The sequence below is a fragment of the Mesorhizobium sp. M1329 genome, assembly GCF_040318035.1.
GTDB lineage: Bacteria > Pseudomonadota > Alphaproteobacteria > Rhizobiales > Rhizobiaceae > Mesorhizobium.
On the sequence record NZ_JAMYLN010000020.1, the window covers coordinates 40,021 to 65,066 of the forward strand.

29 protein-coding genes and 1 tRNA gene are annotated in these 25,046 nt (G+C 61.8%); 20 read left to right on the forward strand and 10 right to left on the reverse strand.

Annotated features, from left to right (window positions below):
* Positions 1-25: 25 nt before the first annotated feature.
* Positions 26-1,066, reverse strand: a complete 1,041-nt coding sequence (locus NKH21_RS20120) for an RluA family pseudouridine synthase (RefSeq protein WP_352666286.1) — start codon at positions 1,064-1,066, stop codon at positions 26-28.
* 26 nt (positions 1,067-1,092) lie between these two features.
* On the opposite strand from NKH21_RS20120, the gene NKH21_RS20125 reads away from it, so the two are divergent.
* The 3 genes from NKH21_RS20125 (at position 1,093) to NKH21_RS20135 (ending at position 2,045) form a co-directional block, all read left to right on the forward strand.
* The gene (locus NKH21_RS20125; RefSeq protein ID WP_352666288.1) at positions 1,093-1,476 is read left to right on the forward strand and encodes a fimbrial protein; all 384 of its coding nucleotides are present in this window, start codon (positions 1,093-1,095) and stop codon (positions 1,474-1,476) included.
* Complete coding sequence (locus tag NKH21_RS20130; protein ID WP_352666290.1) at positions 1,473-1,880, forward strand: VOC family protein; 408 nt, start codon at positions 1,473-1,475, stop codon at positions 1,878-1,880. Before NKH21_RS20125 ends, NKH21_RS20130 begins: the two co-directional genes overlap by 4 nt.
* A 90-nt stretch (positions 1,881-1,970) precedes the next feature.
* Positions 1,971-2,045: transfer RNA gene (locus NKH21_RS20135), tRNA-Glu, on the forward strand.
* Between the two features lie 460 nt (positions 2,046-2,505).
* On the opposite strand, the gene NKH21_RS20140 is transcribed toward NKH21_RS20135, so the two are convergent.
* On the reverse strand, positions 2,506-3,570 hold the full coding sequence (locus NKH21_RS20140; RefSeq protein WP_352867097.1) for an adenylate/guanylate cyclase domain-containing protein: 1,065 nt from the start codon (positions 3,568-3,570) through the stop codon (positions 2,506-2,508).
* Positions 3,571-3,686: 116 nt separating this feature from the next.
* Between NKH21_RS20140 and NKH21_RS20145 the strand changes: the two genes are divergently transcribed.
* The 5 genes from NKH21_RS20145 (at position 3,687) to tolA (ending at position 6,725) form a co-directional block, all read left to right on the forward strand.
* Entirely contained in the window at positions 3,687-4,127 is a 441-nt protein-coding gene (locus tag NKH21_RS20145; protein WP_352666341.1) for an SRPBCC family protein, read from the forward strand.
* Positions 4,128-4,470: 343 nt separating this feature from the next.
* Positions 4,471-5,052, forward strand: a complete 582-nt coding sequence (locus tag NKH21_RS20150; RefSeq protein ID WP_352666343.1) for a VOC family protein — start codon at positions 4,471-4,473, stop codon at positions 5,050-5,052.
* A 26-nt stretch (positions 5,053-5,078) separates the two neighbouring features.
* Positions 5,079-5,957: a glutathione S-transferase family protein gene (locus tag NKH21_RS20155; RefSeq protein WP_352666345.1), complete on the forward strand. Its 879-nt coding sequence runs from the start codon at positions 5,079-5,081 to the stop codon at positions 5,955-5,957.
* A 173-nt stretch (positions 5,958-6,130) separates the two neighbouring features.
* A complete protein-coding gene (locus NKH21_RS20160) occupies positions 6,131-6,280 on the forward strand; it encodes a hypothetical protein (RefSeq protein WP_352666347.1) in 150 nt (49 codons plus the stop codon).
* A gap of 40 nt (positions 6,281-6,320) precedes the next feature.
* Complete coding sequence (gene tolA, locus NKH21_RS20165; protein WP_352489333.1) at positions 6,321-6,725, forward strand: cell envelope integrity protein TolA; 405 nt, start codon at positions 6,321-6,323, stop codon at positions 6,723-6,725.
* A gap of 131 nt (positions 6,726-6,856) precedes the next feature.
* Here the strand turns inward: tolA and NKH21_RS20170 are convergent, their stop codons facing one another.
* Positions 6,857-7,072, reverse strand: a complete 216-nt coding sequence (locus tag NKH21_RS20170; protein WP_352468942.1) for a hypothetical protein — start codon at positions 7,070-7,072, stop codon at positions 6,857-6,859.
* A 335-nt stretch (positions 7,073-7,407) separates the two neighbouring features.
* On the opposite strand from NKH21_RS20170, the gene NKH21_RS20175 reads away from it, so the two are divergent.
* Positions 7,408-8,379 carry a DUF2865 domain-containing protein gene (locus NKH21_RS20175; protein WP_352666349.1) on the forward strand — a complete coding sequence of 324 codons (972 nt, stop codon included), beginning with the start codon at positions 7,408-7,410 and terminating at the stop codon, positions 8,377-8,379.
* 87 nt (positions 8,380-8,466) lie between these two features.
* Here NKH21_RS20175 and NKH21_RS20180 read toward each other — a convergent pair whose 3' ends face one another.
* Positions 8,467-8,814 (reverse strand): hypothetical protein, encoded by a 348-nt coding sequence (locus NKH21_RS20180; protein WP_352666351.1) that lies wholly within the window; start codon positions 8,812-8,814, stop codon positions 8,467-8,469.
* A gap of 654 nt (positions 8,815-9,468) precedes the next feature.
* Here NKH21_RS20180 and pstS point away from each other — a divergent pair.
* The 6 genes from pstS to phoB are packed head-to-tail and all read left to right on the forward strand — an operon-like array spanning position 9,469 to position 14,680.
* Entirely contained in the window at positions 9,469-10,530 is a 1,062-nt protein-coding gene (gene pstS / locus NKH21_RS20185) for a phosphate ABC transporter substrate-binding protein PstS (protein ID WP_352666352.1), read from the forward strand.
* Positions 10,531-10,589: 59 nt separating this feature from the next.
* Positions 10,590-11,579, forward strand: a complete 990-nt coding sequence (gene pstC / locus NKH21_RS20190) for a phosphate ABC transporter permease subunit PstC (RefSeq protein WP_352634128.1) — start codon at positions 10,590-10,592, stop codon at positions 11,577-11,579.
* A 3-nt stretch (positions 11,580-11,582) separates the two neighbouring features.
* Positions 11,583-12,434 carry a phosphate ABC transporter permease PstA gene (gene pstA / locus NKH21_RS20195; protein WP_023678532.1) on the forward strand — a complete coding sequence of 284 codons (852 nt, stop codon included), beginning with the start codon at positions 11,583-11,585 and terminating at the stop codon, positions 12,432-12,434.
* Positions 12,431-13,234, forward strand: coding sequence for a phosphate ABC transporter ATP-binding protein PstB (gene pstB / locus NKH21_RS20200; protein WP_292655560.1), 804 nt, complete (start codon positions 12,431-12,433; stop codon positions 13,232-13,234). Before pstA ends, pstB begins: the two co-directional genes overlap by 4 nt.
* 32 nt (positions 13,235-13,266) lie before the next feature.
* Positions 13,267-13,974, forward strand: a complete 708-nt coding sequence (phoU, locus tag NKH21_RS20205) for a phosphate signaling complex protein PhoU (RefSeq protein WP_254816572.1) — start codon at positions 13,267-13,269, stop codon at positions 13,972-13,974.
* Between the two features lie 16 nt (positions 13,975-13,990).
* Positions 13,991-14,680, forward strand: coding sequence for a phosphate regulon transcriptional regulator PhoB (phoB, locus tag NKH21_RS20210; RefSeq protein ID WP_352666354.1), 690 nt, complete (start codon positions 13,991-13,993; stop codon positions 14,678-14,680).
* Positions 14,681-14,689: 9 nt separating this feature from the next.
* On the opposite strand, the gene NKH21_RS20215 is transcribed toward phoB, so the two are convergent.
* Positions 14,690-15,934: an ROK family protein gene (locus NKH21_RS20215; RefSeq protein ID WP_352867108.1), complete on the reverse strand. Its 1,245-nt coding sequence runs from the start codon at positions 15,932-15,934 to the stop codon at positions 14,690-14,692.
* A 286-nt stretch (positions 15,935-16,220) separates the two neighbouring features.
* On the opposite strand from NKH21_RS20215, the gene xylF reads away from it, so the two are divergent.
* The 4 genes from xylF to NKH21_RS20235 all read left to right on the forward strand — a co-directional run bounded on the left by xylF (position 16,221) and on the right by NKH21_RS20235 (position 21,355).
* The gene (xylF, locus tag NKH21_RS20220; protein ID WP_292655550.1) at positions 16,221-17,261 is read left to right on the forward strand and encodes a D-xylose ABC transporter substrate-binding protein; all 1,041 of its coding nucleotides are present in this window, start codon (positions 16,221-16,223) and stop codon (positions 17,259-17,261) included.
* Between the two features lie 142 nt (positions 17,262-17,403).
* Positions 17,404-18,732 carry a sugar ABC transporter permease gene (locus tag NKH21_RS20225; protein ID WP_352867111.1) on the forward strand — a complete coding sequence of 443 codons (1,329 nt, stop codon included), beginning with the start codon at positions 17,404-17,406 and terminating at the stop codon, positions 18,730-18,732.
* Positions 18,733-18,809: 77 nt separating this feature from the next.
* The gene (locus NKH21_RS20230) at positions 18,810-19,604 is read left to right on the forward strand and encodes an ATP-binding cassette domain-containing protein (protein WP_292655543.1); all 795 of its coding nucleotides are present in this window, start codon (positions 18,810-18,812) and stop codon (positions 19,602-19,604) included.
* 128 nt (positions 19,605-19,732) lie between these two features.
* Complete coding sequence (locus NKH21_RS20235; protein WP_352666360.1) at positions 19,733-21,355, forward strand: CHASE domain-containing protein; 1,623 nt, start codon at positions 19,733-19,735, stop codon at positions 21,353-21,355.
* A 100-nt stretch (positions 21,356-21,455) separates the two neighbouring features.
* Here NKH21_RS20235 and NKH21_RS20240 read toward each other — a convergent pair whose 3' ends face one another.
* The 5 genes from NKH21_RS20240 to NKH21_RS20260 form a co-directional block, all read right to left on the reverse strand.
* Positions 21,456-21,701, reverse strand: coding sequence for a YMGG-like glycine zipper-containing protein (locus NKH21_RS20240; RefSeq protein WP_006328050.1), 246 nt, complete (start codon positions 21,699-21,701; stop codon positions 21,456-21,458).
* Between the two features lie 196 nt (positions 21,702-21,897).
* Positions 21,898-22,068 (reverse strand): hypothetical protein, encoded by a 171-nt coding sequence (locus tag NKH21_RS20245; protein WP_023678539.1) that lies wholly within the window; start codon positions 22,066-22,068, stop codon positions 21,898-21,900.
* Positions 22,069-22,208: 140 nt separating this feature from the next.
* Complete coding sequence (locus NKH21_RS20250) at positions 22,209-23,243, reverse strand: sensor histidine kinase (protein WP_352666362.1); 1,035 nt, start codon at positions 23,241-23,243, stop codon at positions 22,209-22,211.
* Between the two features lie 191 nt (positions 23,244-23,434).
* Positions 23,435-23,599 carry a DUF1328 domain-containing protein gene (locus tag NKH21_RS20255; RefSeq protein ID WP_023678541.1) on the reverse strand — a complete coding sequence of 55 codons (165 nt, stop codon included), beginning with the start codon at positions 23,597-23,599 and terminating at the stop codon, positions 23,435-23,437.
* A gap of 224 nt (positions 23,600-23,823) precedes the next feature.
* On the reverse strand, positions 23,824-24,618 hold the full coding sequence (locus NKH21_RS20260) for a response regulator (RefSeq protein ID WP_352471123.1): 795 nt from the start codon (positions 24,616-24,618) through the stop codon (positions 23,824-23,826).
* Positions 24,619-24,839: 221 nt separating this feature from the next.
* Here NKH21_RS20260 and NKH21_RS20265 point away from each other — a divergent pair, with 221 nt between their 5' ends.
* Positions 24,840-25,043 (forward strand): NepR family anti-sigma factor, encoded by a 204-nt coding sequence (locus NKH21_RS20265; protein ID WP_023720919.1) that lies wholly within the window; start codon positions 24,840-24,842, stop codon positions 25,041-25,043.
* The last annotated feature ends 3 nt before the right edge of the window (positions 25,044-25,046 follow it).

The window sequence follows — 25,046 nt, forward strand, 5'->3', positions numbered from 1 at the left end:
CCGGTCAGGTTTTCAGGTGGTTGGTTCAGAGCTTGCGGAAGCCGTCGACGAGTTCCTCCATGTCCCACGGTATCGGTGCTTCGAACCTCATCGTTAAATGGGTATCCGGATGCCGAAATGCAAGGAGGCGGGCGTGCAAAGCTTGTCGCGGAAACGCCTTTACCTTGCTTCTTAGCGGCTCGGGCAACCGATTGGCCTTGGTGCGGAAAGCCTGGCCGTATTCGGGGTCGCCAATCACCGGATGGCCGATATGGGCCATGTGGACGCGTATCTGGTGGGTGCGACCGGTTTCCAGCCGGCATTCGACCAGGCTCGCCGTGGCGAATTCCTGCTGCTGCTCGCCAAAGCGCTCGACGACGGTGAAATGCGTTATGGCATGGCGGGCATCGTCGCGGCCTTGCGGTACTACGGCGCGGCGTACCCGGTCGGCGGCGCGGCCGAGCGGCGCGTCGACCGTCCCGGTCGGCCTTGCCGGTATGCCCCAGACCAACGCCAGATACGCCCGCTCAAGATCGCCGGTCAGGCCGTGGTCGGCAAAGGCCTCCGACAACGCCTTGTGGGCGCGATCGGTCTTGGCGACGACCATGACGCCGCTGGTCTCCTTATCGAGGCGATGGACGATGCCCGGCCGCCTCACCCCGCCGATGCCCGACAGGCTGTCGCCGCAATGATGGATCAGCGCGTTGACCAGCGTGCCGGTCCAGTTGCCGGCGCCGGGATGCACGACCAGCCCGGCCGGCTTGTTGATGACGATCAGCTCGCTGTCCTCGTAGAGGACGTCCAGCGCAATATCTTCGCCTTGCGGCTCCGCTGGTTCCGGCTCCGGCATATCAACCGACACGCTGTCACCTTGTGCCATCTTGCGCTTCGTCTCGTCGACCTGCCTGCCGCCGATCCTGACCGCGCCCTGCTTTATCAGCATCTGTACGCGGCTGCGCGACATGTCGGGACCGAGCCTGGCCGCCAGCCATTGGTCGAGCCGCTGGCCGGCCGCATCGGCGCCCGCCTCCAGCACGATCTGTCCGGCCCCTATTAATTGTCTGGCCTCTTCGTTATGAGCGCTCATCGAGAACAGTTCCGGAATCTGCTGCCATGGCCCGGCCGCTTGCCGACGAAGACGAGGAAAAGCCGCTCGACCCCGAGGTCGAAAAGGTGCGGAGGAAGCTCGTGCGCTTCGTCGCCATCAATCTCGGCCTGCTGTTCCTCGCCCTTATGGTGGTGATCGCGGCGCTTGTCTACAAAGCGCGCAACGCGCCGCCTGCCGCCCCGCCGTTGACCAGCGACATCCAGGTGCCGATTGGCGAGACGGTCAACGGCGACATCGTGCTGCCGGTCGGCGCCAGGGTGATCAGCCAATCGCTCTCCGGCAATCACCTGTCGATCGACGCCGAGCTGCCCGACGGCAGCCGCGCTATTTTCTTGTATGACATCACTGAGCGCCGCATCGTCGGCCGTTTTTCGATCAGGAACAAATGACCGGTTTTGCCGAACGCCGCAGCATTGCCACGGTCGCGCTTCTCGTCGCAAACTATGACGAAGCGATCTCGTGGTATGTCGACCGGCTGGGTTTTGTCCTCACCGAAGATGTAGATCTCGGCGGCGGCAAACGCTGGGTCACCATCATGCCGGGCAAAGGGCAGGGCGCGCGGCTGCTTCTCGCCGAGGCATCCGGCGATGCGCAAAGGGAGGCGATCGGCAACCAGACCGGCGGACGCGTCTTTTTGTTCCTCGAAACCGACGATTTTGCCCGTGACCATGCGCTGATGCTCGAAAAGGGCGTCGAATTCCGTGAGGCGCCCCGCCACGAGGTCTATGGCACTGTGGCGGTTTTCGCCGATCTCTATGGCAATCTCTGGGACCTGATCGAGCCAAAACGCTAGGCTTGCAGCGGATATTCCACCGGTGCGACAGGCAGACCTAAGCCTAGTTGCTTTTTGCCGGCCGTCAGCCTATATCGCCGGTTCTTGAACGCGCCCATCGTCTAGCGGTCAGGACACCGCCCTCTCACGGCGGGAACAGGGGTTCGATTCCCCTTGGGCGTACCAAGTCTCTCCAAGCTCTCGGCAAACCATCAATCCGATCCATCGCCTCGGGTCGCGGCGGGTTTGGCTCATTGCCGCTTCTGGCGCAGCGGAGCCGATTGCATTAGCATTGCATCATGGGTCTTGAGGCGCAGCTTTAGCGGCGCGCAGAACGTCGCGCTGAAGGCGTCTACCACGCTGGTCGGCACTGCCTGGAGCCGACCTGAGCTACAGCTGCCGGCGACCGATCGTTTTGGCGAGCTCGGCGAAGGGCGCCTCTCCCTCGAAGGTGGATGCCGGGAATACTCGGCCCTTAGCACTGGCCAGCGAAGCTGCGCGCAACGCGCATGGCTGGGCTCTAGACGCCATACTCCAGTTGCAGTGTCGTAGCTTCTTTGCCGTTCGAATTTCTCTCAGTCATGGCTTCGCACGATACCAAGATATGCTGCGAACGACACATCCACGGCGCGCTCAACCATTCGATCTATTCCGGCAAGCCGAATAATGTTTGCGCGCCTGCTATTCCTCCGAGCGGATGACTGCCCATGGTGATCATCGGCTCGGTAGTTTCTGCCTCGAACACTGTCGACGCGAGCACCATCCGTCCCAACGGCTTGCACAGCCCTTCGATGCGGCTGACAAGATTTACAGCCTTGCCGATCGCGGTGAAGTCCAACCTGCCGGCAGTGCCGATATTCCCCCAGAGTATCTCGCCGACATGCAGGCCAATGCCATATCCGAGCTCAGGGCCGCCATTGCGGCGCCGAGTTTGGTTGAGATGATCTATCCCGGCGCGCGTGGCCTTCACGGCGCGTACCGCCGCGTCACATGCGGCCCTTGAATCGCGCTCGCCAATCGGGAAAATCGCGAGGACGCCATCACCTATAAACTTGAGAACCTCGCCACCAAATGCGTGCACCGCGCCGGCGACGCAATCGAACCAGGCATCAAGTACCAACACGATCTCTGCATCATGAACCTCGGATAGATCGGTGAAACCTCGAAGGTCCGCGCACAGAAGCGCAGCCCGTATCGTCTCTCCCTTTACTCGACGAGAATGACCGTTGAGCACATGTGCTGCGCTGCGCTTTCCCAAATATGCTTCGAGCAATGCGCGTTTCGCGGACCGTTCTGCGAGTGCGGTCATCGGAGCCGCAGCAAACCGGGAGACTTGCCGCAGCAGCTCTGACTGCGCCTCATCCGGAGTATAATCGAACGCCCACACCAAAGTCGGTGCGACACCGCCCGCTCGCTCGTCGAACACGATCGCCCGCGTCGTGCCAAGCCACTCCCGCAGCACGAACCGGGGATCGGCATTCTGGCCGTCGGCGCCTATCCCCAAAGCCTCGACCACTTCACCCCCAGGCGCTCGCCAGAGCCAGATGCGGCGTGAAATGATCGGGTCGGGAGCATCCTGCGCCAGCGCGCCGGCGATGATCGGCAAGCCGTCTTCCATCAAATGCGTTGAGAGCTGCAATAGAAGTCGCCCACCGTCGCCAATATGCGCGGCGTCGTCCAGAAGGAATGAAAGCGAGTTTGCGAGAAGCATCGGTAGAAGGTCACTCGGCACCGGCTTATGCTTACGCCTCGAACATCTTCTTGCAACTCCCCAAATTCGCTTCAATCATGTACGGCATTCGATGCGGATGTGACCTGGAGTGAGCGATGGCGGAATCGGTTTACACAGAGATTGAGGTCGCCGCGCCACAAGCGACCGTGTTCGCGCTTTTGACGGATCCGGACCAGATCGTGCGATGGATCGGGACCGAAGCGAATTTGGATGCAACGCCGGGCGGTCTGTTTCTCGTCAATGTCGGTGGTCGCCATATGGCGCGCGGTGAGTTCACCGAGGTGATCCCGGTCCACCGTCTTGCCTACAGTTTTGGCTGGGAAGACAACGAGACCGTGCCGCCCGGCTCCAGCCATGTCGAGATCGACCTGATCGCGAGGGATGCGGGGACACTGATCCGCTTCACGCACAGCGGACTGCCGAACGCAAAGGAGCGTGACAGCCACCGAATGGGATGGGAGCACTACCTCTCAAGGCTGAAGATCACTGCCGATGGGGGACATGTCGATCCCGACGTGCCGATGAAGAATATGTGATTTTCATCTAAGGGCGCCCGTAATCCGAACCAGGCGCGGCATGCGTCAACCGGGCCCCTTTGACCTGCCTCGCCAAACCGACCGCTCGGGAAACCCAGCGACGCGATCCCGGTGCCGCTCTTGGCGCCTGCGTGGAGTTCTTGAAACTCAGCGCTTCTGGCGCAACGCCTCGGATTGAATTAGCATCCGTTCATCAAAGCTCCGGCCGCACTCCTGCAGGATGCGGAATGCGGAGCGCAGGCGAGCGAGGCCGGGCGCGGTCACATGCCGGGCGCTGATCCAAGCGCGACTGGGCATCCGAACTTCCGTTCGGCGGCAAGACGGCGTGGCCGGGAGGAGACCAATGCAAAAACTGCAATCACAAGGCGTCCATCACATCACGCTGGTCGGGGCCGGGCGCCAGACCTCGATCGATTTTTGGGAGGGCGTGCTCGGCATGCCCTTCATCTTCGAGCAGCCCAACCTCGACAAGGCAAGCGAAAGCCACCTCTATTTCGACCCAGGCGATGGGCGGCTGATCACGGTCTTCACCGACGAGAGCCGCACACCAGTCAAGCGGCGCACGCCGACCGATACGGGCTGCGTCCATCACATCGCTTTTGCGGTGTCGCGCGTCACCTTTTTGCAGGCGGTCGCCCGGCTCAACGAGCGTGAAATCAAGCACAGCGGCGTCAAGGATCGCGGTTTCATGGACTCGATCTACTTCGAGGATCCGCTCGGCCTGCTGATCGAGCTCGCCTCCTACCGTTTCGAGCCGCCGGCGGGCTTCACCCATGCCGACGTGCTGATGCAGGCGCACAAGATCCGCGTTGCGCGCGGCGACTACAACATCGCCGAAGTGCACCTTGCCGATGCGATCCAGACGCTTGTCGAGCGCTCGCGCGCAACCTTGTCGGAGGATCGCGCACCGAAAAATCCATACTGACGACACGCCAACAATGGGAGGACATAATGGCAAAGACAGCAACGAAGAGTGCGAAAAGGCCCGCGGCCAAGACTTCGGCACCGATGACAGCCAAGCCAGGAGCGAAGCCGGCGGCCAAAGCCGCCGCTAGGTCAGCGGCGAAAGTGGCAAAGCCGGCGGCGAAGGTCTCCGCCAAAAAGCTCGCGAAGGCCAAGGCGAAACCGGCGAAAAAGCCGGCGCTCACGCTCAGCATGCTGAAGCCGAGCGTCAACAATATGAGCGTTCGGGTGTTTGCACGCGCCGCCGGGCTCGACCATTCCGAGACCGACGTATGGGGCCATACGCGCTCGCCCGAATATATGGCGCGAAACCCGGCCCATTTGACGCCGATGATCGAGGACAAGGGCCTGCCGAGAGGTGTCTTGTGGGAAAGCTGCGCCATCATGCAATACCTCGCCAACAAGCACGGGCTGGATAACCTATATCCCAAGGCGCCGGCCAAGCGGGCAATGATCGACAGTGCCATGTTCTACCTGATCGGGACGCTCTACCCCTATGTGGCGCGCGCCACCTATCCTGCACTGAATTTCCCGCAATATGCCGGCGAGGTTGGTCACAGCGACGCTGATCCCGACAGGAAGTCGGAAGCCCAGAAGGCCGCTATGGAAGCGATAGCCGAGCCGCTGGAGGTGTTTCACAGCTTCTTCAGGAACGGCAAGCCGTTCATCGGCGGCAAGAACCCGTCGATCGCCGACATCCGCCTGGCGGCGACGCTCGAATTCCTCGCCGTCATCGACTATGCGCTGCCCCAATGGGCAAAAGACTATATGGCGGCGATCGAGAAGAAGCTCGGCAAGGCCTATGCCGAGCCGGCCGGCGATGTGCGCGGCTACATCGCCTATGTGCGGTCGCAGGCCAACGCCTGAGGCACGGGCAGGCCGGCGACCGTCCGCATTCCCGCAGGAGCCTGCAATGATCTGGGGTAATTCTTTTTTACTCTCCCCTGTTTGCACGATGTGGGGAGAGTAAGGTTTCGTTAACCGAAACCCTTTCTACTGGTATCCACCTCCAGCCCGCGACCACGGATGTACTGGCGCGGATGGAAAGCAAAGGTCGGCTGCTCGCCGGCCTTTTGCTTGTTGCGGCGCTGCCGAAGTTGCGGCTGACGGCGCTTCGACGCCCTGCATGGCTGATGAAGCGCGTCGCCGGCATCTTGTCATCGCCGATGTCGGCCCTACCATCGAAGTAGTCCCCGTCCTCGAGGGCGGTTCAAGGACAGAGGCCCTGTCATGAAAAGCATTGCTGGAATGGTGGTGATTGCAGGCGCCATGCTGGCGGGTGCAGCCGGTCAATCGAATGCAGCGACGCTCAACACCATGCCCGAGGTCGGGGCTGCCATCCAGGCGTGCTGGACCCCGCCAGCGAATGCCGGGAATTCCACCGTCACCCTGAGCTTCAGCTTCAGGCGCAATGGCACGCTGATCGGCCGGCCCAAGCCGACCGCCATCCGCGTGGCCGGCGACGAGAAGGCGCGGCAAGCTTTTGTCGATGCGGCGATTGCGGCCGTGGACCACTGCCTGCCGTTGAGCCTTTCACCGGCGCTGGCTGAAGGCATCCCGGGCAAGGTGTTCACTCTGCAATTCAACTCGCCTAAACAAAAACAGCCTGCAACGCGAGTGCAGGCTTCGCCTTGATCTTTTCCGACATCCGGATTCCACTTTTCCTAATGCATGTCGCGCAAAGTGTGCAGCGGTTTTGCGACAACGACATGCATTAGACAAGAACCTAAGCGCGTCACATGAGGCCCGGTCGACCGCGATGCGCTTTAGTGGCGGCTTCGTCTCGCCTCGACATGTCGCGCCAGTTCCGGCATTTCGAAGACATAGTCGCTCCAGGCCGATTCCGGTATCTGGCCGGCGAGATAGCACTCCAGCAACAGCCTCTGCTCGTGGTCAAGTGGCCTCGGTGCGCGTTCATGGTCCAACCCAAGTGAATGGAACAGATTCCTGGTCAGGTCCGCGACAGTGAAGTGGATCGACATTTGCGGTCTCCTCCTTGGCCGCTCAACGCCGAACCCAGGGCTAAGGTTTCAGCAACGGCCGGCCGGTAACGCCGGATTGATCGCGATGCGGAACCCGCCGCGCGCATCAAACGTCGCCGTGGCGGGCGTCCGCCGGCGTTGCTGCCGGTTCGTCTCAATCTTGAAATAAAAATGTAATATTGAATTTACACGAGTTGATCTAATACACTAGAGCTAAAGTCTCTGTCGGCAGTTCGATCTACTTCAATTAGGTGAAACTGATTTAGCCAGTACTTATCCATAGTCGACAAAGAAGAAATCCTGTTCTCGGCGCAACAAGGATAATGGTCGTTCCAATGACACGCTTCTGGCCCTTCACGATTCTGATGCTAGTGTCGGCAATAGCCGTTGCGCTCGGCACATCCTTCTCCTACGCGGATAGCTGCGGTGCTATCAGGAGCCAATTGGTTTCGGCGGGGCGCGGCGGCGGGACCAGCCCCGAGCTTGCCCAACTGCACCGGCAACTCGCCGCGCTTCAAAAGCTGGAGAGACAACGCCGATGCACGGTGAAAACGGCCGGCTTCTTCTTCAATCCCTGCGCAGACCTGGTCAGTAGCAAGGCGGAGGTGCAACGGCAAATCGCGAGACTGGCGAATTCGGGCAGGGACACGTCCGGATTGAAGGCCAGGTTTGTCGCGCTGGGCTGCGCCGCCCCGGCTGCCAAGAAACAGCAGGCGCAGCAACGCACAGCACCCAAAGCCCAGTCCGCAGGCACAACAATTGGCGGCAATCGGATGCTGTTTTGCGTTCGCTTGTCGGACGGATACTTCTTCCCCGCGCCAAAATCGCAGTTCGCCAAGAGCGACGATCTGAAGGAAACGGTCGATCAGTGCCGCTACATCTGCGACGATGCCGGCGTCGACCTCTATACGCTGAGCGACGCCACCCGCGAGACCGAAGAGATGGTCGCACTCGAGTCGGGAAAACCCTATGTGGAGCTACCTGCCGCGTTCCGGTACCGCGACGACGCGAATTTCAAGGCCTGCGACGTCAAGCGCTACTACCGGCGCGTCGCCGAACTCAGGGCACGAACCGTGACACCGGCCAACATGACCAACGCCATCATTCCGTTGCCGACGGCAAAGCCGGATTTTGGCATCGTCGCGGAAATTCCTGAATCCGGGATCGAAACCGCCGGTGCCGCTCCCGCAGAGGCAAAAACGCAGGCTACCGAGGTGCAAGGGGCTGCCCAGCATCAGTCGATCGAAAAAGCGGTCGGAGCGCGGCCGGTGAGAGTGGTCGGGCCGGCCTTTTTCCCGGCGGACTGACCAAGGCAGGCGGCGGTCCGAGACGGCGAACGGCTGGCCAGATAGCCTCTTCAAGGCCTGGAGGCGCGCGTCGACCGACGTCGCTGGTTATTCGCAGACCATGCGGGCCCGTTTGCCGGGCTCGCTGACGTTCCTGCAAGTTAGCGGCTTCGTCGGCTCCGGCGACGGCGGGTTGACGGCAACCCTCCTCCGTGGCGCTGCAACCGAAGCTGCGCTCCTGCGCACCGCCAGCCTTTTCGGCGTTTGCGGCGCCACTGGAAAGACGTCGGTCTCCAGTTGCGACTGTTCGGCTTGCGCCTGCGGCGAAGGCCGGTCCCAGAACCGGCGAACATCGAGCGGCTTGGGAATGATGACGGTGCCGTCATAGCTGCGCGCGCAGCCGCTTCCCAGAGGCAGCGCCAGGCACAGGAAGACAGGCAGAATCCGTCGAAACATCAGCAACACCCCTGCAAGCTTATAACGCTGCTTCGGCCTGACCGACAACCGGCGGAATAGGGCGGAGGGAGTAGATACGGTGAAGTAGAAGTCTTCGCACTTCCAGTCGAAGGCCTTGCTCGAAGATCGAGCGCCGGGTCGGGCGCGGATGGAGGTCCAGCGCGAGTTAGAAACGTGCGATTCGTCAACGCTTCCAGCGTAAGGCCATGGTGCGATCGCACCATACCAAAGCCGCGCTCAATCGCGACAATGGGATTCGAAGTTCCGCTCCTCCAGTTACGGGCGGGAGCAGCGACCGCCGGCAAGAAACAGGGTCAGATTTACCCCAACGGACCTGTTTAGGCGATGGCGCGGCCATGACACGCTCTGGCTGCATGCAACGCGCTCCCGTCCGGCTTTTTTCTTTTCAAGGCCGGTGGCTGCGATCGCCGAGCAGACGATGCCGGGCCGGAATTCACGCAAGCTGCTGATTCCAACGGCAAAGCGCGGCCCACTCCGACAAAGGCCGCAGCCGCTCCTTCTTAACCCCGGCTGGACGACGTTACCGGAGCGACATGAAACTGTCATGCGACTGTAATAATCGGGGGCTATTGGCCTCAGCGGGCGCCGGAGGTATGGCGCCGAGAGACCATATTCCGACAAGGAGCAGGCCACATGAGACATTTCATCCGCTCGGCGGCCGTTGCGATTGCAATGGCTGCGGCGACGACCACCCTCACCCTGTCCGCCGCGCTCGCCGCGGACATCTCCGGCGCCGGCGCCACCTTCCCCTACCCGATCTATGCGAAGTGGGCCGACACCTACAAGAAAGACACCGGCGTTGGCCTTAACTACCAGTCGATCGGTTCCGGCGGCGGCATCAAGCAGATCAAGGCCAAGACCGTTACCTTCGGCGCTTCGGATGCGCCGCTGAAAGGCGAAGAGCTTGAAGCGTCCGGACTGGCTCAGTTCCCGATGGTGATGGGTGGCATCGTTCCCGTCGTCAATCTCGAAGGCATCAAGCCTGGCGAGTTGGTTCTCGACGGCCCGACGCTGGCCGACATCTTCCTCGGCAAGATCACGAGCTGGGATGACGCAGCGATCAAGAAGCTCAATCCAGACGTCAAGCTGCCTTCGCAGGCGATCGCGGTCGTTCACCGTTCCGATGGTTCGGGCACGACGTTCAACTTCACCTATTACCTCGGCGACGTCAGCGCGGACTGGAAAGAAAAGGTCGGCGTCGACAAGGCCGTGGAATGGCCCGTTGGCATCGGCGCCAAGGGCAATGAGGGCGTTGCCAACAACGTCTCCCAGACTGGCGGCGCGATCGGCTATGTCGAATACGCCTATGCCAAGCAGAACAAGCTCACCCACACCGACATGATCAACAAGGACGGCAAGAAGGTCGAGCCTGCCGCGGCGGCGTTTTCGGCGGCAGCGGCCAATGCCGACTGGAGCTCGCAGCCGGGCTATGGGGTGATCCTCGCCAACGAGCCGGGCGCCGAGTCCTGGCCGATGACGGCGGCGACGTGGATCCTCCTGTACAAGAAGCCGGACGACGCCGCGACCACCGGCGAGGCGCTCAAATTCTTCGCCTGGGCGTATGACAAGGGCGACGAGATGGCGGGCGAGCTGGACTACGTTCCGATGCCCGACAAGGTGGTCGAGAGCGTCAAGGCGATGTGGGCCAAGGAAGTCGTCGGCAGCGACGGCAAGCCGCTCTACTCGGCTATGTAATCTCCTCCAGGGAGGGCGTCGACGGCGCCCTCCCTGTTGCCTTTAATCGCGAGGACCCAATGACCATCGCTTCCGATGCCATGCCATCATCCGCAGCAGCCCGGGCCAGGGAAGCTACGGTGCGGCGCTTCGCGCTCACAGATGCCATATTCCGCGGTCTCACCCGCGCTTCCGCAATTCTTGTGCTGGTCATCCTCGGCGGTGTCGCGATCTCGCTGTTTGCCGGCTCATGGCAGGCGCTGTCCTCCTTCGGTTTTTCTTTCCTGACGACTGAGAGCTGGAATCCGGTCACGGAAAAATTTGGCGCACTGGCGCCGATCTACGGCACCCTGGTAACGGCGGCCATCGCCATCCTGATCGCGGTCCCGATCGGCATCGGCATTGCAATCTTTCTCACCGAGCTCTGCCCGCGCCCGCTCAGGCGCCCGATCGGCATAGCGGTCGAGCTATTGGCCGGCATTCCCTCGATCATCTACGGCATCTGGGGCCTGTTCGTGTTCGCGCCGTTCCTGCAGACGACGATACAGCCCTTCATAATCAACATCTTCCACGGCGTGCCGGGACTATCCAGCCTTTTCGCCGGCCCTCCTTACGGCATCGGCCTTCTGACCTCGGCGCTGATCCTCGCCATCATGGTGCTGCCCTTCATCACCTCGATCACCAAGGACGTCTTCGATACGGTGCCGGCGGTGCTGAAGGAATCGGCCTACGGCATCGGCTGCACGACATGGGAAGTGACCCGGCGCGTGGTCATTCCCTATACCCGCATCGGCATCATGGGCGGCGTCATGCTTGGCCTCGGCCGGGCGCTCGGCGAGACCATGGCGGTGACCTTCGTCATCGGCAACGCCCACCGCATCAGCGCCTCTCTGTTCGCGCCGGGCACGACCATCTCGGCCACCATCGCCAATGAATTCACCGAAGCCGACGGCGATCTCTACACCTCCTCGCTGGTTTCGCTCGGCCTGATCCTGTTCGTCATCACCTTCCTGATCCTTGCCGCCGCCCGCTATATGCTGATGCGGATCGACGCCCGTACGGGAGCCTGACCGATGTCGACATCCTCATCGCTCCACAGCCGCCGCAAAGCCAGGAATTCGGTGATGATGGCGCTTTGCGTCGTCGCCGCCGGCATCGGGCTTGCCTGGCTGGCGCTCATCCTCGGCGCGCTGGTCTATAAGGGCACGGCCGGGCTTTCGCTTGCGGTCTTCACCGAGATGACGCCACCACCGGGCGAGGCCGGCGGCCTGCTCAATGCCATTGCGGGAAGCCTGCTGATGACGATCATCGCTGTTGTCGTCGGCACGCCGATCGGCGTGCTGGCGGGAACCTACATGGCCGAATATGGACGTTTCTCGCGCATCACCACCGTCGTCCGCTTCATCAACGACATCCTGTTGTCGGCGCCGTCGATCATCATCGGCTTGTTCGTCTATGAGTTGATGGTGCGGCCAATGGGGCATTTCTCGGCCATTGCCGGCGCCGTTGCGCTTGCCATCCTGGTCATTCCGGTGGTCGTGCGCACCACCGAAGACATGCTCAACCTGGTGCCGAACGCATTACGTGAAGCCGGTGCCGCGATCGGCGCGCCGCGCTGGGTGGTGATCCGTTCGGTCGCCTACCGCGCCGCATTATCCGGCATCGTCACCGGCATATTGCTGGCGATAGCGCGCATTTCCGGCGAGACGGCGCCGCTGCTCTTCACCGCGCTCAACAACCAGTTCTGGAGCAGCAATATCAACGCGCCGATGGCCAGCCTGCCGGTGACCATCTTCCAGTTCGCTCTCAGCCCTTACGAGGAATGGCAGCAACTGGCGTGGACCGGCGCACTCATAATCACCCTGACGGTTCTGGGCTTGAGCATCCTCGCCCGCAGCCTTACCGGACGCAGAGAGGACAGATGACACAGATGTTGTCCCCGGACATGACGATGACCGAAACGGTCGCCGAGAAGACGAAGATCGAGGTCAAGAACCTCAACTTCTACTACGGCCAGAGCAAGGCGCTAAAGGACATCAGCCTGTCGCTGCCCGAGCGCAGCGTCACGGCCTTCATTGGGCCTTCGGGCTGCGGGAAATCGACGCTGCTGCGTGTGTTCAACCGCATCTATGAGCTCTACCCGAAACAGACAGCCGAGGGCCAGGTGCTGCTCGACGGCAAAAACATTCTCGACCGGTCGCAGGATCTCAACCTCCTCAGGACCAAGATCGGCATGGTGTTCCAGAAGCCGACGCCGTTCCCGATGTCGATCTACGAGAACATCGCCTTCGGCGTCAGGCTCTACGAAAACCTCGGCAAGTCCGAGATGGACGGCCGCGTCGAACAGGCGTTGAAGCGCGCCGCGCTGTGGAGCGAGGTCAAGGACAAACTCAACGCCAGCGGCTTGAGCCTGTCCGGCGGCCAGCAGCAGCGGCTCTGTATCGCCCGCACCGTGGCCGTGAAGCCGGAAGTCATTCTGCTCGACGAACCGGCGTCCGCACTCGACCCATTGTCGACCGCCAAGATCGAGGAACTGATCGACGAATTGCAAGCCGACTACACGATCGTCATCGTCACCCACAACATGCAGCAGGCGGCGCGCGTGTCGCGCCAGACCGCCTTCATGTATCTGGGTGAACTGGTCGAGTTCGACCGGACCGAGAAGATCTTCACGTCGCCCCGCGAGAAGCGCACGCAGGATTATATCACCGGCCGCTTCGGCTGAGCCGTTCCGATCATGCATATGAGGACAGGACCATGGGCGAACACACAGTCGCTTCTTTCGACGAGGATCTCGAGCAGATCAGCAAGCTGATCCGCGACATGGCCGACCTCGCCGGTTCGATGGTCGGCGGGGCGACCAAGGCCCTGTTGAATTCCGACAACGTGTTGGCGCAACGCGTCGTTTCCGACGACGCCATCATGGATGCGCGTCAACGCGAACTGGACGACCGCGCCATCACCCTGATCGCCAAACGCCAGCCGATGGCCCACGATCTTCGCCATGTGGTCGGAGCGATCCGCATGGCCGGCGACCTCGAACGCATCGGCGACCTTGCCAAGAATATCGCCAAGCGTGTGAGTGCGGTCGGCCTCAGCGTCACGCCGCGCGACTTGTCGCATTCCATCGACGCGATGGCGCAGCTGGTGCTCATCCAGGTGCAGGGCGTCATCGAGGAGTATGCTGCAGGCGATGCGGCCGCGTTGGCCAAGCTGCGTGCCGCCGACGAGCGCATTGACGTCAAATACACGTCCGTGTTCCGCGAGCTATTGACCTACATGATGGAAGATCCGCGCAACATCACCGCTTGCACGCACCTGCTGTTCTGCGCCAAGAATCTGGAGCGGATCGGCGACCATGTCACCAACATCGCCGAAAATGCGTATTATGTGCTGACCGGCGAGCAATTGCCGGTCAATCGTCCGAAGCAGGACGAAACGACAATGTCCGCGCCGGTGACATGATGGGGGTGCCCAGCTGATGATCGCACCACGAGTAATGGTGGTGGAGGACGAGGAGCCGTTGGGTGTGCTGCTCCGCTACAATCTCGAATCCGAAGGCTACCAGGTCGAGGTGGTGACACGCGGCGACGAAGCCGAGATCCGTTTGCAGGAGAATGTGCCCGACCTTCTGGTGCTCGACTGGATGATACCAGCGGTTTCCGGCATCGAGCTCTGCCGCCGGTTGCGGGTGCGCCCCGAAACCGAGCGGCTGCCGATCATCATGCTGACCGCGCGCGGCGAGGAGAGCGACCGGGTGCGCGGTCTTTCGACCGGCGCCGACGACTATCTGGTCAAACCGTTTTCTACACCGGAATTCATGGCCAGGGTCAAGGCGCTGCTGCGCCGCGCCAAGCCGGAAGTGCTGTCCAGCGTGCTGAAGGTCGGCGACATCGTGCTCGATCGCGAATCGCACAGGGTCTATCGCAAGAAGAGCGAGATCAGGCTCGGACCGACCGAATTCCGGCTGCTGGAGTTTATGATGCGGCATCCGGGCCGCGTCTTCTCGCGCAGCCAGTTGCTCGATAATGTCTGGGGCGAGACGATCTACATCGACGAACGCACAGTGGACGTCCATGTCGGCCGGCTGCGCAAAGCCGTCAATAACGGCCGCATGCCGGATGTCATCCGCACCATCCGCGGTGCCGGTTATGCGATCAGGGAAGATTGATCCGCCTGGTCAGGCGACGTTCTTTCGGACGCCGGGCCTCATTTGCGCGCCCGGCGCGAAAATCTCCTGGTCGACGAAGCTTAACGCCCGCATCGCGCAGCCTTCGCGGATCAGCGGCAATTCGTTCGGCTCAGTGTCGAAAGAGATCGAGCCGGAATGCTGGCCGCCGGCGGTCTGTGCGATTGCCTTGCGCAAGGCCGGCTCGATCAGATCGAAGGCGGCGGCACTGGCGCCGACCATCGCGACCGGTGCCGGATCGATCAGCGCGAACAGCGAGCCGAGACCGAAACCCAGCGCTTCGCCGGCCTTGCAGTAGGCCTCGCGTTCCGGCCCATCTTTCTCGCGCGCCCGGGCCGCCAGGGCGCGCATGTCGGCGTCGCTGACGTCGGCGACCGGTTCGCTGTCTTCGCTCATCTGCCTGGCGTTGCGCCAGATGGCGTAGTTGCCGGCATAGGCCTCGATGCAGCCGCGTCGTCCGCAACGGCAGAGCGCGCCGCCTGGACGATGGATCATGTGGCCAAACTCGCCGCCCGAGGAATGCGTGCCGGTGAACAGCTCGCCCTTCAACACTAGCCCCATGCCGATGCCATGCGAAAGCAGGATGGCGATGAAGTCGTCGCGATAGCGGTCCGGCTTGCGCCAGCGCAGAGCCACCGCCATCATATTGCAGTCGTTCTCCACCGTTGCCGGGATGCCGAATTCGTCCTCCAGCATGTCGGCAAAGGCAATGTCGGTCTGCGGCGTGATCGGCGACCACAGCATGGCGCGTGCAGGGGAGTCGGTAATGCCCTGGATAGCTAGGGCGATGCGGGCGACACTGCGGACGTCAAGGTCTGGATCCTCAAGTCGGCGCCGGACGATGGCCATGCATTCGCGGATCAGTTCGTCGCGCGGCATGGTCAGCGTGTCCAGCCGGCGCTGTTCCTCGGCGACCACCTGTCCCGCATAGTCGATAATGGCGGCCGACAGGAAATTCAGCGACAACACCACGGTCAACACCGCCGCAGCTTCCGGGTTGAGGGCGAGGCCGACCTGCGGACGACCGCGTTTCAACGAAACGGGCTCGCTTGCCTTGCTCTCGGCGAGGATGCCTTCCCGTATCAGGTCGGAGGAGATCGCCGATATGGTCGAATGGCTGAGGCCGGTGGTTGCTGCGATCTCAGTACGCGATGGCTGGCCGGCCCGGCGCACCGCCGAGATCACCATCGCCCGGTTGCGCCGGCGCAAATCGTCATGGCGGATTCCGACCGACATCGTTTTGCTTTCCTCCCGGTTGCCGCGGCCGCTCATGAACCGGAAGCCGTCGGTAATGTCCGACAAACAGTGTCGGATGCAGGCAAATAGTGTCAGATGCGGGTGGCGCTGTCATCGTTTATTCCGACGCTCGAAAAAACTCGCAAAGTCATCAAAATCCATCAGAATCGATGTTGACAGCAGCCGGAGATCGGGCCAGTATTTTTTCGAGGCTCGAAAAAATTAGAGCTTCTAAGCTGGTCTTTGAGCCAATTGGTCACGCCGTACGCGGCGCAGGGAGGATATGATGAAGAAATTCACGACCGCCATTCTGGCGGGTGTCGCCATGACGCTGGCGCTGGCGTCGGTGGCGCAGGCTAAAGACAAGGTCATCGGCGTTTCCTGGTCGAACTTCCAGGAAGAGCGCTGGAAGACCGACGAGGCCGCAATGAAGGCGGCCATCGAGGCCGCCGGCGACAAGTATATTTCCGCCGACGCGCAGTCCAACCCCGGCAAGCAGCTCACCGACGTCGAGAGCCTGATCTCGCAGGGCGCCAACGCACTGATCATCCTTGCGCAGGACGCCTCGGCCATCGGGCCGGCCGTGCAGAAGGCGCTGGACGAAGGTATTCCGGTTGTCGGCTACGACCGGCTGATCGAGAACAAGGACGTCTTTTACCTGACCTTTGACAACAAGGAAGTCGGCCGCATGCAGGCCCGCGAAGTGTTCAAGGTGAAGCCGGAAGGCAACTACGTCTTCATCAAGGGCTCGGGTGCCGATCCGAATGCCGATTTCCTGTTTGCCGGTTCGATGGAAGTGCTGAAGGACGCTATCGACAGCGGCAAGATCAAGAATGTCGGCGAGGCCTATACCGACGGCTGGCTGCCGGCCAACGCCCAGAAAAACATGGAACAGTTCCTGACGGCGAACGACAACAAGGTCGATGCAGTGGTCGCGGCCAATGACGGTACTGCCGGCGGCGTCGTCGCAGCATTGACGGCGCAAGGGTTGGCTGGATCTGTTCCGGTCTCGGGCCAGGACGGCGACCACGCCGCGCTGAACCGCATCGCGCTCGGCACACAGACTGTGTCGGTGTGGAAGGATGCGCGCGAGCTCGGCAAGAACGCCGCCGAGATCGCCTCGCAACTGGCCGACGGCAAGCAGATGACCGACATTGCCGGCGTGAAGGATTTCACCACGCCCGGCGGCAATACCGTCAAGTCGCTGTTCCTGACCCCGGTCGCCATCACCAAGGATAACCTCAACGTCGTCATCGACGCCGGCTGGATCAAGAAAGAAGAGGTCTGCGCCGGCGTGGCGGCGGGCACTGTTGCAGTCTGCAACTGAGCCGACGTTTCCGAGACGTCCGAACGCCGCGGCCGCTCGCCGCGGCGTTTTTTCAACAAGAGTTGTTTTTCCGCTTCCGGCGGATAACTTCTAGGCTGCTTCCGGCATCCGCGGCAGACGGCAACCCGGCGGGAGAAACATGATGACCGACACGACTTCCAACACGCCGGTCGACAGCACGGCAGACCGGGCGCGTGAATCCGAGCTCGGCATCGTTGCCCGATTTCTCAAGGCAACCGAACTCGACACGCGCATGCTCGGCATGGTCGGCGCGCTGCTGGTCATCTGGGTCGGGATCCACATACTCTCGGGTGGGCTTTTCCTCACGCCGCGCAATCTCTGGAACTTGTCGGTGCAGACCTCCTCGGTCGCGATCATGGCGACCGGCATGGTGCTGGTCATCGTGATGCGCAACATCGATCTTTCGGTCGGCTCCGTCGAAGGCGTGATCGGCATGGTGATGGGCGTGGCGCAGGCCGAATTCCTCATCCGCGTCATGGAGTTCCAGCTTGGAAATCCCTGGATATGGATCATCGCGCTGGCTGCCGGCGTGGCGCTCGGCCTCCTGATCGGCGCGTTCCAGGGCTTTATCATCGCCTATCTCGAGGTTCCGGCCTTCATCGTGACGCTGGGCGGCCTGCTGGTCTGGCGCGGCATGGCATGGTTGATGACGAGCGGGCGCACCGTCGCGCCGCTCGACGCCACCTTCCAGCTCATGGGCGGCGGGCCGCGTGGCTCGATCGGCGCAACCGCAAGCTGGATCGTCGGCATTCTCGCCTGTGTGGGCGTCGCCTTCATGCTGCTCAACGGCCGGTCGCAGCGCAAGCGGTTCAAATTTCCGCTGCGCCCCGTCTGGGCGGAGACCCTGCTCGGTGTTGTCGCCTGTGCCGCCATCCTCGGCGCTGTCTGGATCGCCAATTCCTATCCCTGGCCGATCGGCATCGTTCGCCAGTACGCCCAGCGGAACGGCATCACCCTCCCCGAAGGCGGGCTGTTCATCGCCCATGGCATCGCCATACCGGTGCTGATCGCTGTCGCAGTCGGCATCGTCATGACCTTCATCACCAAACGCACCCGTTTCGGCCGCTATGTCTTTGCCATTGGCGGCAACCCGGAAGCGGCGGAACTCGCCGGCATCAACACGCGCTGGGTGACCATGAAGGTGTTCATGATCATGGGCGTGCTGGCCGCGATCAGCGCGGCGATTGCTTCGGCCCGCCTCAATGCGTCGACCAATGCGCTGGGGACCCTGGACGAACTCCTGGTCATCGCGGCGGCGGTGATCGGCGGCACGTCGCTCGCCGGCGGCTCCGGCACAGTGCTCGGCGCCATGCTCGGCGCGCTTTTGATGCAGTCGCTGCAATCCGGCATGGTGCTGCTCGGCATCGATTCGCCGCTGCAGAGCATTGTTGTCGGCGCCGTGCTGGTGGTCGCGGTGTGGCTCGATACCGTCTATCGCAAACGGGTCTGAGCATGATCCCGCAAGGTGGAAACCGGTTGTCGGACAAGATCATGCTCAAGCAGGATCTATAGGGAGGAAGAACAAGCATGGCAGACAAGACCGCTCCCACGCCGCTGATCGACATGCGCAACATCTCCATCGCCTTCGGCGGCATTCGCGCCGTCGACGATGCCTCGGTCGATCTTTTCCCGGGCGAAGTGATGGCTTTGCTCGGTCACAACGGTGCCGGCAAGTCGACGTTGATAAAAATCCTGTCCGGCGCCTACAAGCGCGATGCGGGCCAGATTTTCGTCAACGGCGAGGAGGCTTCGATCTCCAATCCCCGCGACGCCAAGAAGTACGGCATCGAGACGATCTACCAGACGCTGGCGCTGGCCGACAACGTCGATGCGGCCGCCAACCTGTTTCTCGGCCGCGAGCTGATGACCGGCTGGGGTACGCTCGATGACGTCGCCATGGAGGCCGAGGCGCGCAAGGTGATGGGCAGGCTCAATCCGCGTTTCCAACGCTTCAAGGAGCCGGTCGTAAAGCTTTCAGGCGGCCAGCGGCAGTCGGTTGCGATCGCCCGCGCCATCCTGTTCAACGCCCGCATCCTGATCATGGACGAGCCGACGGCGGCACTCGGGCCGCAGGAGACGGCGCAGGTCGGCGAACTGGTCAGGCAGCTCAAGGCCGACGGCATCGGCATTTTCCTGATCAGCCATGATATTCACGACGTGTTCGAGCTTGCCGACCGCGTCTGCGTCATGAAGAACGGTCGGGTTGTCGGCACGGCGCGCACGACCGACGTCACCCAGGACGAAGTGCTCGGCATGATCATCCTCGGCAAGTGCCCACCCGGCGCCATTCCGGGGCCGGGAGCCCTGAAGATTGCCGCATGAATGAGAATTAGCCGGCTAATCACAAGCCGCCAAAATGTGCCAGCCGTCACCATGCTTTGGCCTCGCCATTGTGTTGGCGTCGGGACTTGCCCATAAAGAGCCGAACCGTCCACGGGACGTATCAGCCATTGAAGAAGCTTTTTCCGACTGTCGCTTTTATCGCCGTCGCGCTGATCAGCCTGACGATGGCGGGTTTTGCGTATTTTGCCACCCAGGAGGCGGCCCGCATTAAATTCGACGCGACGGCGGACGACGCGCTTAACCGGATCGAAAGCCGCATCGACCTGGACCTGTCGCTGCTGCGCTCAACCCGGGCGCTGTTCGACGCGCGCAATGGCGGTATCTCGCAAGGCGAGTTCAAGGCTTTCTTCAACGCGCTCGACATCAACAATAATTTCGCCGGCCTGCGCGGCATCGGCTTCCTCCGCCTGGCGAAAACGGGCAACGAGGCGGCGGTCGAGCGCGACATCCTGCACGATCACGGCGCAAGCCATCCGATCTATCCCGACACGAACTTACCGTGGCGCACGCCCATCGTGCTGTTCGAACCGCTGGATCCGTCCAACAAATCCAGCATCGGCTACGACATGTTCACCGGGCCGGCGCGGCGCGAGGCGATCGAAAGGGCGATGGCCGACGACCAGCAGCACGCCAGCGGGCTGGTGCAGCTCGGCAAGGATACGGGTGCCGCGCAGACCTTTACCGGGTTCCTGGTCTTCGTCCGGCTCAATGTCGAAACCGCGCCGGACGCCGTGAACGCGTCGAGATCCTCGACTGCCGGCTTCCTTTATGCGGCCTTCCGCGCCCGTGATCTGTTCCAGGCCGCGCTCAGCCGGGCACCATTGCTGCCGGTCAATACCGAGATCTATGACGGCACGGTGGACAGCGACAACCTGCTGTTCCAGTCGGAAACGCCGCCTGTTTCGGGCCTCGGCGACAGGCTGCTAGTCACCCGCAAGATCACCGTCGCCGGCCGGCCGTGGGTCGTCCTGTTCAGGCCGACAAGTGCTTTCTCGCAACCTTCCTCGCGCGCCATCCCGGTGATGCTCGGATTGTTCGGACTGCTGCTTGCGGGCGCCATCGCGCTGGTGGCCCGCTATCAGGAGCGGGCCTATGAGGCGGTCTCGCTGCTTCACGAAACGACCGAAAAGAGCCTGCTGGAAAAAGACCTGATGCTGCAGGAGATGAAGCATCGCATCAAGAACTCGATCACGCGGGTGCTGGCAATCGCGCGCCAGACAGCATCGCACACCACCGACGTCCAGGAATTCTCGGCTTCTTTCTCGGCCCGGCTGCAGGCGATGGCGGCTTCCCAGGACATGCTGACGCGCTCACGCTGGCAGAAAGCCGATCTCGGCGACCTGCTGCGCATCGAGCTTGGCCAGGTGTTCGGCAGCGAGCTTCCTGAAGGGCTGTTGTCGGGACCGGAGGTTCTTCTTGACGAAAAAACGACGCAGGCACTCGGCCTCGTTTTTCACGAACTGGCGACGAATGCGCTGAAGCACGGCGAAGCCGGCAATTCAGTCGGTGCGCTGAAGGTCGACTGGTCGCTCGAAGGCCGTGGCGGCGCCCGGACATTGGCTCTCAACTGGCGTGAGGCCGGTCAGAAGAAGCTCGAGACACCGGCAAAGAGCGGTTTTGGCACCAGGCTGATCGATCTCAATGTCACGCGAGAATTGCGTGGCACAATCAGGCGCGATTTTCACGAAGATGGCTTGAACGTGGAAATCAAGGTTCCGCTGCCGGCCTGAAACCGCCGTCTCGTGGGCCGCATCGCGACAGCGCCTTGGAGGTGCAAACGCGGAGACAGGTGGCCTGTCTCCGCGTTTGCTGTTCGCCTGGAGCTCGAAACTAGTTGCAGCGAGCTGTGTAGATCCGGCCGTGACGATCTCTGTACTGGCAGTAGCCATTTTGCAGACGGCGAACGAGCAGACCGCCAATCGCACCAGCGCCGGCGCCGATCAAAGCGCCCTTGCCGCCGCCGACAGCGCCACCAATGAGTGCGCCGCCCACAGTGCCGATACCCACGTTCTCTTCCGTGGTGGTGCAGCCGCTGACCGCAACCACGGCAACCATGGCAATAATCATCTTCCGCATGGAGTCATCCTCACGTTTGTCCTCACTTTAATAAGCTCCAGCCGCCATTTAGCACGAAAGTACGGCCTTCGCCCGCACGATTTCATTGTTGATTAAGATAGTCTTTTTCGGGGCGTGCGCCGTTCGATGCTACCACGAACTTGGAAATCTCCAAGGACGCATCGTTTCAAGCCGATCAAGCAGAGGCGAGTTCGATTCAGATCAGTTGGGACGCGGCGGTCAGAACGATCGCGGCCATAAGCGCGACGGCGGCGAAGCGGAGGGGCGAAGCACGAGGCGCGGGCGCTGCGGACGCGTCGGGATCCTGAAAACCGCCCATCGAGACGCGAGCGGCCTGTTCCAGTCTGTTCAAGTCGGCAGCCGTCAAGGCCCATTCCTTTCATTTTGTGCCAAACTCAATCGATGTCCGGCGGATCGGCACGTTCGGGCAGGATCGGACTTTATGGTGAACAGTCGGTTAAGGTTTGGCGATGCGCAGCATGTCTTCTCGCGGCGACCGCCGTTCGTTCAATCCGTCTCGAAATTGCCGTGTGGAACGACAAGGCGGTATTCGAGGCGGTTCCCGGTGATCTCAAGTGTCGCCGTTCCATTCAATGAAGTGGGCACGACGCGTTCGAGCGCGACGCTGCCAAAACGTTTCTCGCTGCGCTGATTGTCGTTGGCTCCGATCACTTCGGCCCATGTCAGTGACAGCGCAGGCTCGCCAGCGGAAGCTGCCGTCAGATCGGCCGTCACCTCGACGAAACCGTCGCTGCGCGACAGTGCGCCATAGCTGACCGAATTGACGGCGAGCTCATGCATGGCCAAGCCGATGTGCAAGGCGGCATTGGGGTTGAGATATGGATTTGCGCCGCGGAAACGCAGGCTGTGCAAGGGATCCGCGCCGTACCTGCCGACCTGACCGGAAACCAGCTCGCGCAGCGACGCTCCCCGCCAGTTGGATGACGTAACCAAATCCTGCGAGGAGGCCAGCGACTGCAATCGGCCCCGGAAACGCGTCAGGAAATCGTCAATGCTGCCGGAATAACGGCCCGTCTGGGTGGCGATGCTCTGGATGATGGCCAAAAGGTTCTTGGAGCGATGACTGACTTCGCGCAGCAGCGCCTTCAACGTCTGCTCCCGGCGTTTCTGCTCGGTTGTTTCGACCATGGTGGTCACGACGCCCTGCACCGCGCCGGTCTCGCTGCGGTCGGCGTCTATCCACACCTGAAACCAGCGGGCGCCGTCATCGGCCGGCACGCTGAGTTCGAGATGTTGAGGATTGCCGGAGACGATGACGTCGTGCTTGGCGGCGCCGATACGCTCGGCCTGCGCCGACGGCAAGATGCCGTTGTTGTCGGAGGCATCGGAAGTCCATGGGGCGCGCATGTTGCGCGCCCACACCGTCTTCATCTCGCGATCCTGGTACAGGACGGAAATCCCGGCATTGTGCAGTGCATGGAGAAGGGCCCGGCCAAGCTGCATCCCGCTTTCGGCGGGATGCAAAGCGATGATCTCATCACTCTGGCCGCGGTCTTTCATTTTTCCGACTCTGGAACGCATCGGTCAATTTGCTCAACCCATGTCGGGCTGAACGGCTCGCGGAAGAATGGGTTCCAAAAGGAGGAGCCTCGTATCAAGCCTTAAAAAGCGGTCCGCCGAGCGGCATCCCGTTGGAGGACACTGCCCGGCGGTGGCTGGAAACCGTTTGAGGGGTGCGGCTTCCAGTGTTCGCTCGAATGGCCGCTTGGCATTCACGCTCGTCTGATCAGGCCGGCAATAAGCGATATGATCAGGAAGGCGAGAAAGATGAAGAACAATATCTGTGCTATGCCGGCCGAGGTACCAGCGATGCCGCCGAAACCAAGCGCACCGGCGATAATCGCCACGACGAGAAATACGAGCGCCCAGTAAAGCATGATCGATCTCCTTCCAATGCTGCGGTGAAAACGTGATTCGCCTCCGTTTGTTCCACCATTTTCCGAAAAAGACGATGCCGAAAATCTTCAGGGCCCGAATTGCCGCGGTGTCTGAAAAAGGTCCAGTTGATTGCCCCAGTTGGTTGGCAGTGAGTTGAGCCGGCATCACGCCCATCTGATCCGAGGGAGCGGCTATCCCGGCGGCAGCTCGGCCGCCGGCTGTTTCATGCCGCGGCTTTCGCGTGCCGGTCAAAAAACAGGGCCTGGCTGATAAGCGCCTTGACCATGTCCGGATTGAACGGCTTGGTGACGAGGAAAGCCGGTTCCGGCCGCTCGCCGGTGAGCAGGCGCTCGGGAAAGGCGGTGATGAAGATCACCGGCACCGAGGTCGACGACAGGATCTCATTGACGGCCGCGATGCCCGAACTGCCGTCGGCGAGCTGAATATCGGCAAGCACCATCTTTGGCCTCGCCTTGCCGAACATCGCCACCGCCTCGGCATGGGTGCGCGCCGTTCCGACGACGCGGTGGCCGAGGCTTTCGACCATTTCTTCGATATCCATGGCGATCAGCGGCTCATCCTCGATGATCAGCACGTCGGTTGCCACCTGACGGGAGATCTCGTTGCTCGCCTGCGCGAGGAGTTCGGAGAATTCCTGTTCGTCGACGTCGAGAATCTCCGCCGCCTCGTCTTCGCTGAAGCCTTCGACCGCGACCAGCAGAAAGGCTTGGCGGGGACGAGGCGCAATTGCATTCAGATTGGCCGCGGCGCGCTGTTCCCATGCCGACTGGGCATGCTCCTGCGGAACGCGAATGGCCACCGAGGTGAAGAGCTTGGCAAAGACCTTGTAGAGCGCGATGCGGTCGTTCGATGCGTTCGGAAAGATATCGACATCGGCAATGATGGCCTCGAGCATTGCGGCGACCAACGCGTCGCCGCTCTCCTGCGATCCGGATACGGCGCGCGAGAAGCGGCGCAGGAACGGCAGGTGCGGAGCGATGGTTGCTGATAGGCTCATATCGGACGTCTCCCTCATATGACGTGATTGCATGTTCATGTTATAGCTAAAAACGGTTCGCAAGCCCAAAGTTAGAAACGCGGGTTGCGCGAAAAAGTTCCGGTCATGCGGAACTAAGTATGGGGGCTGGCGTTTAGGGCGGGGTTGGGCAACCAGACGAGGCTGCCGCTTGCCGTGCGTTATGTGTTGAAGGGCGGCTCAAGGCTGGGACAAAGGGCGAAATGAAGAACATGACGAAAGCTACCACGGCTGGCGTGGGCAACGGGCGCCGGGCTGCTTCCCGCGACCCGCTTGGGCCGAATTCGGAAATCGGCCGCAAACTCAAACAATACTACGACGAGCTGGTCTCCGACAATGTGCCGGATCGCTTCGCCCAACTGCTCAGCCAGTTGGAAAAGGCCGAACCTGTACAAAAGAAGGACTGAGGC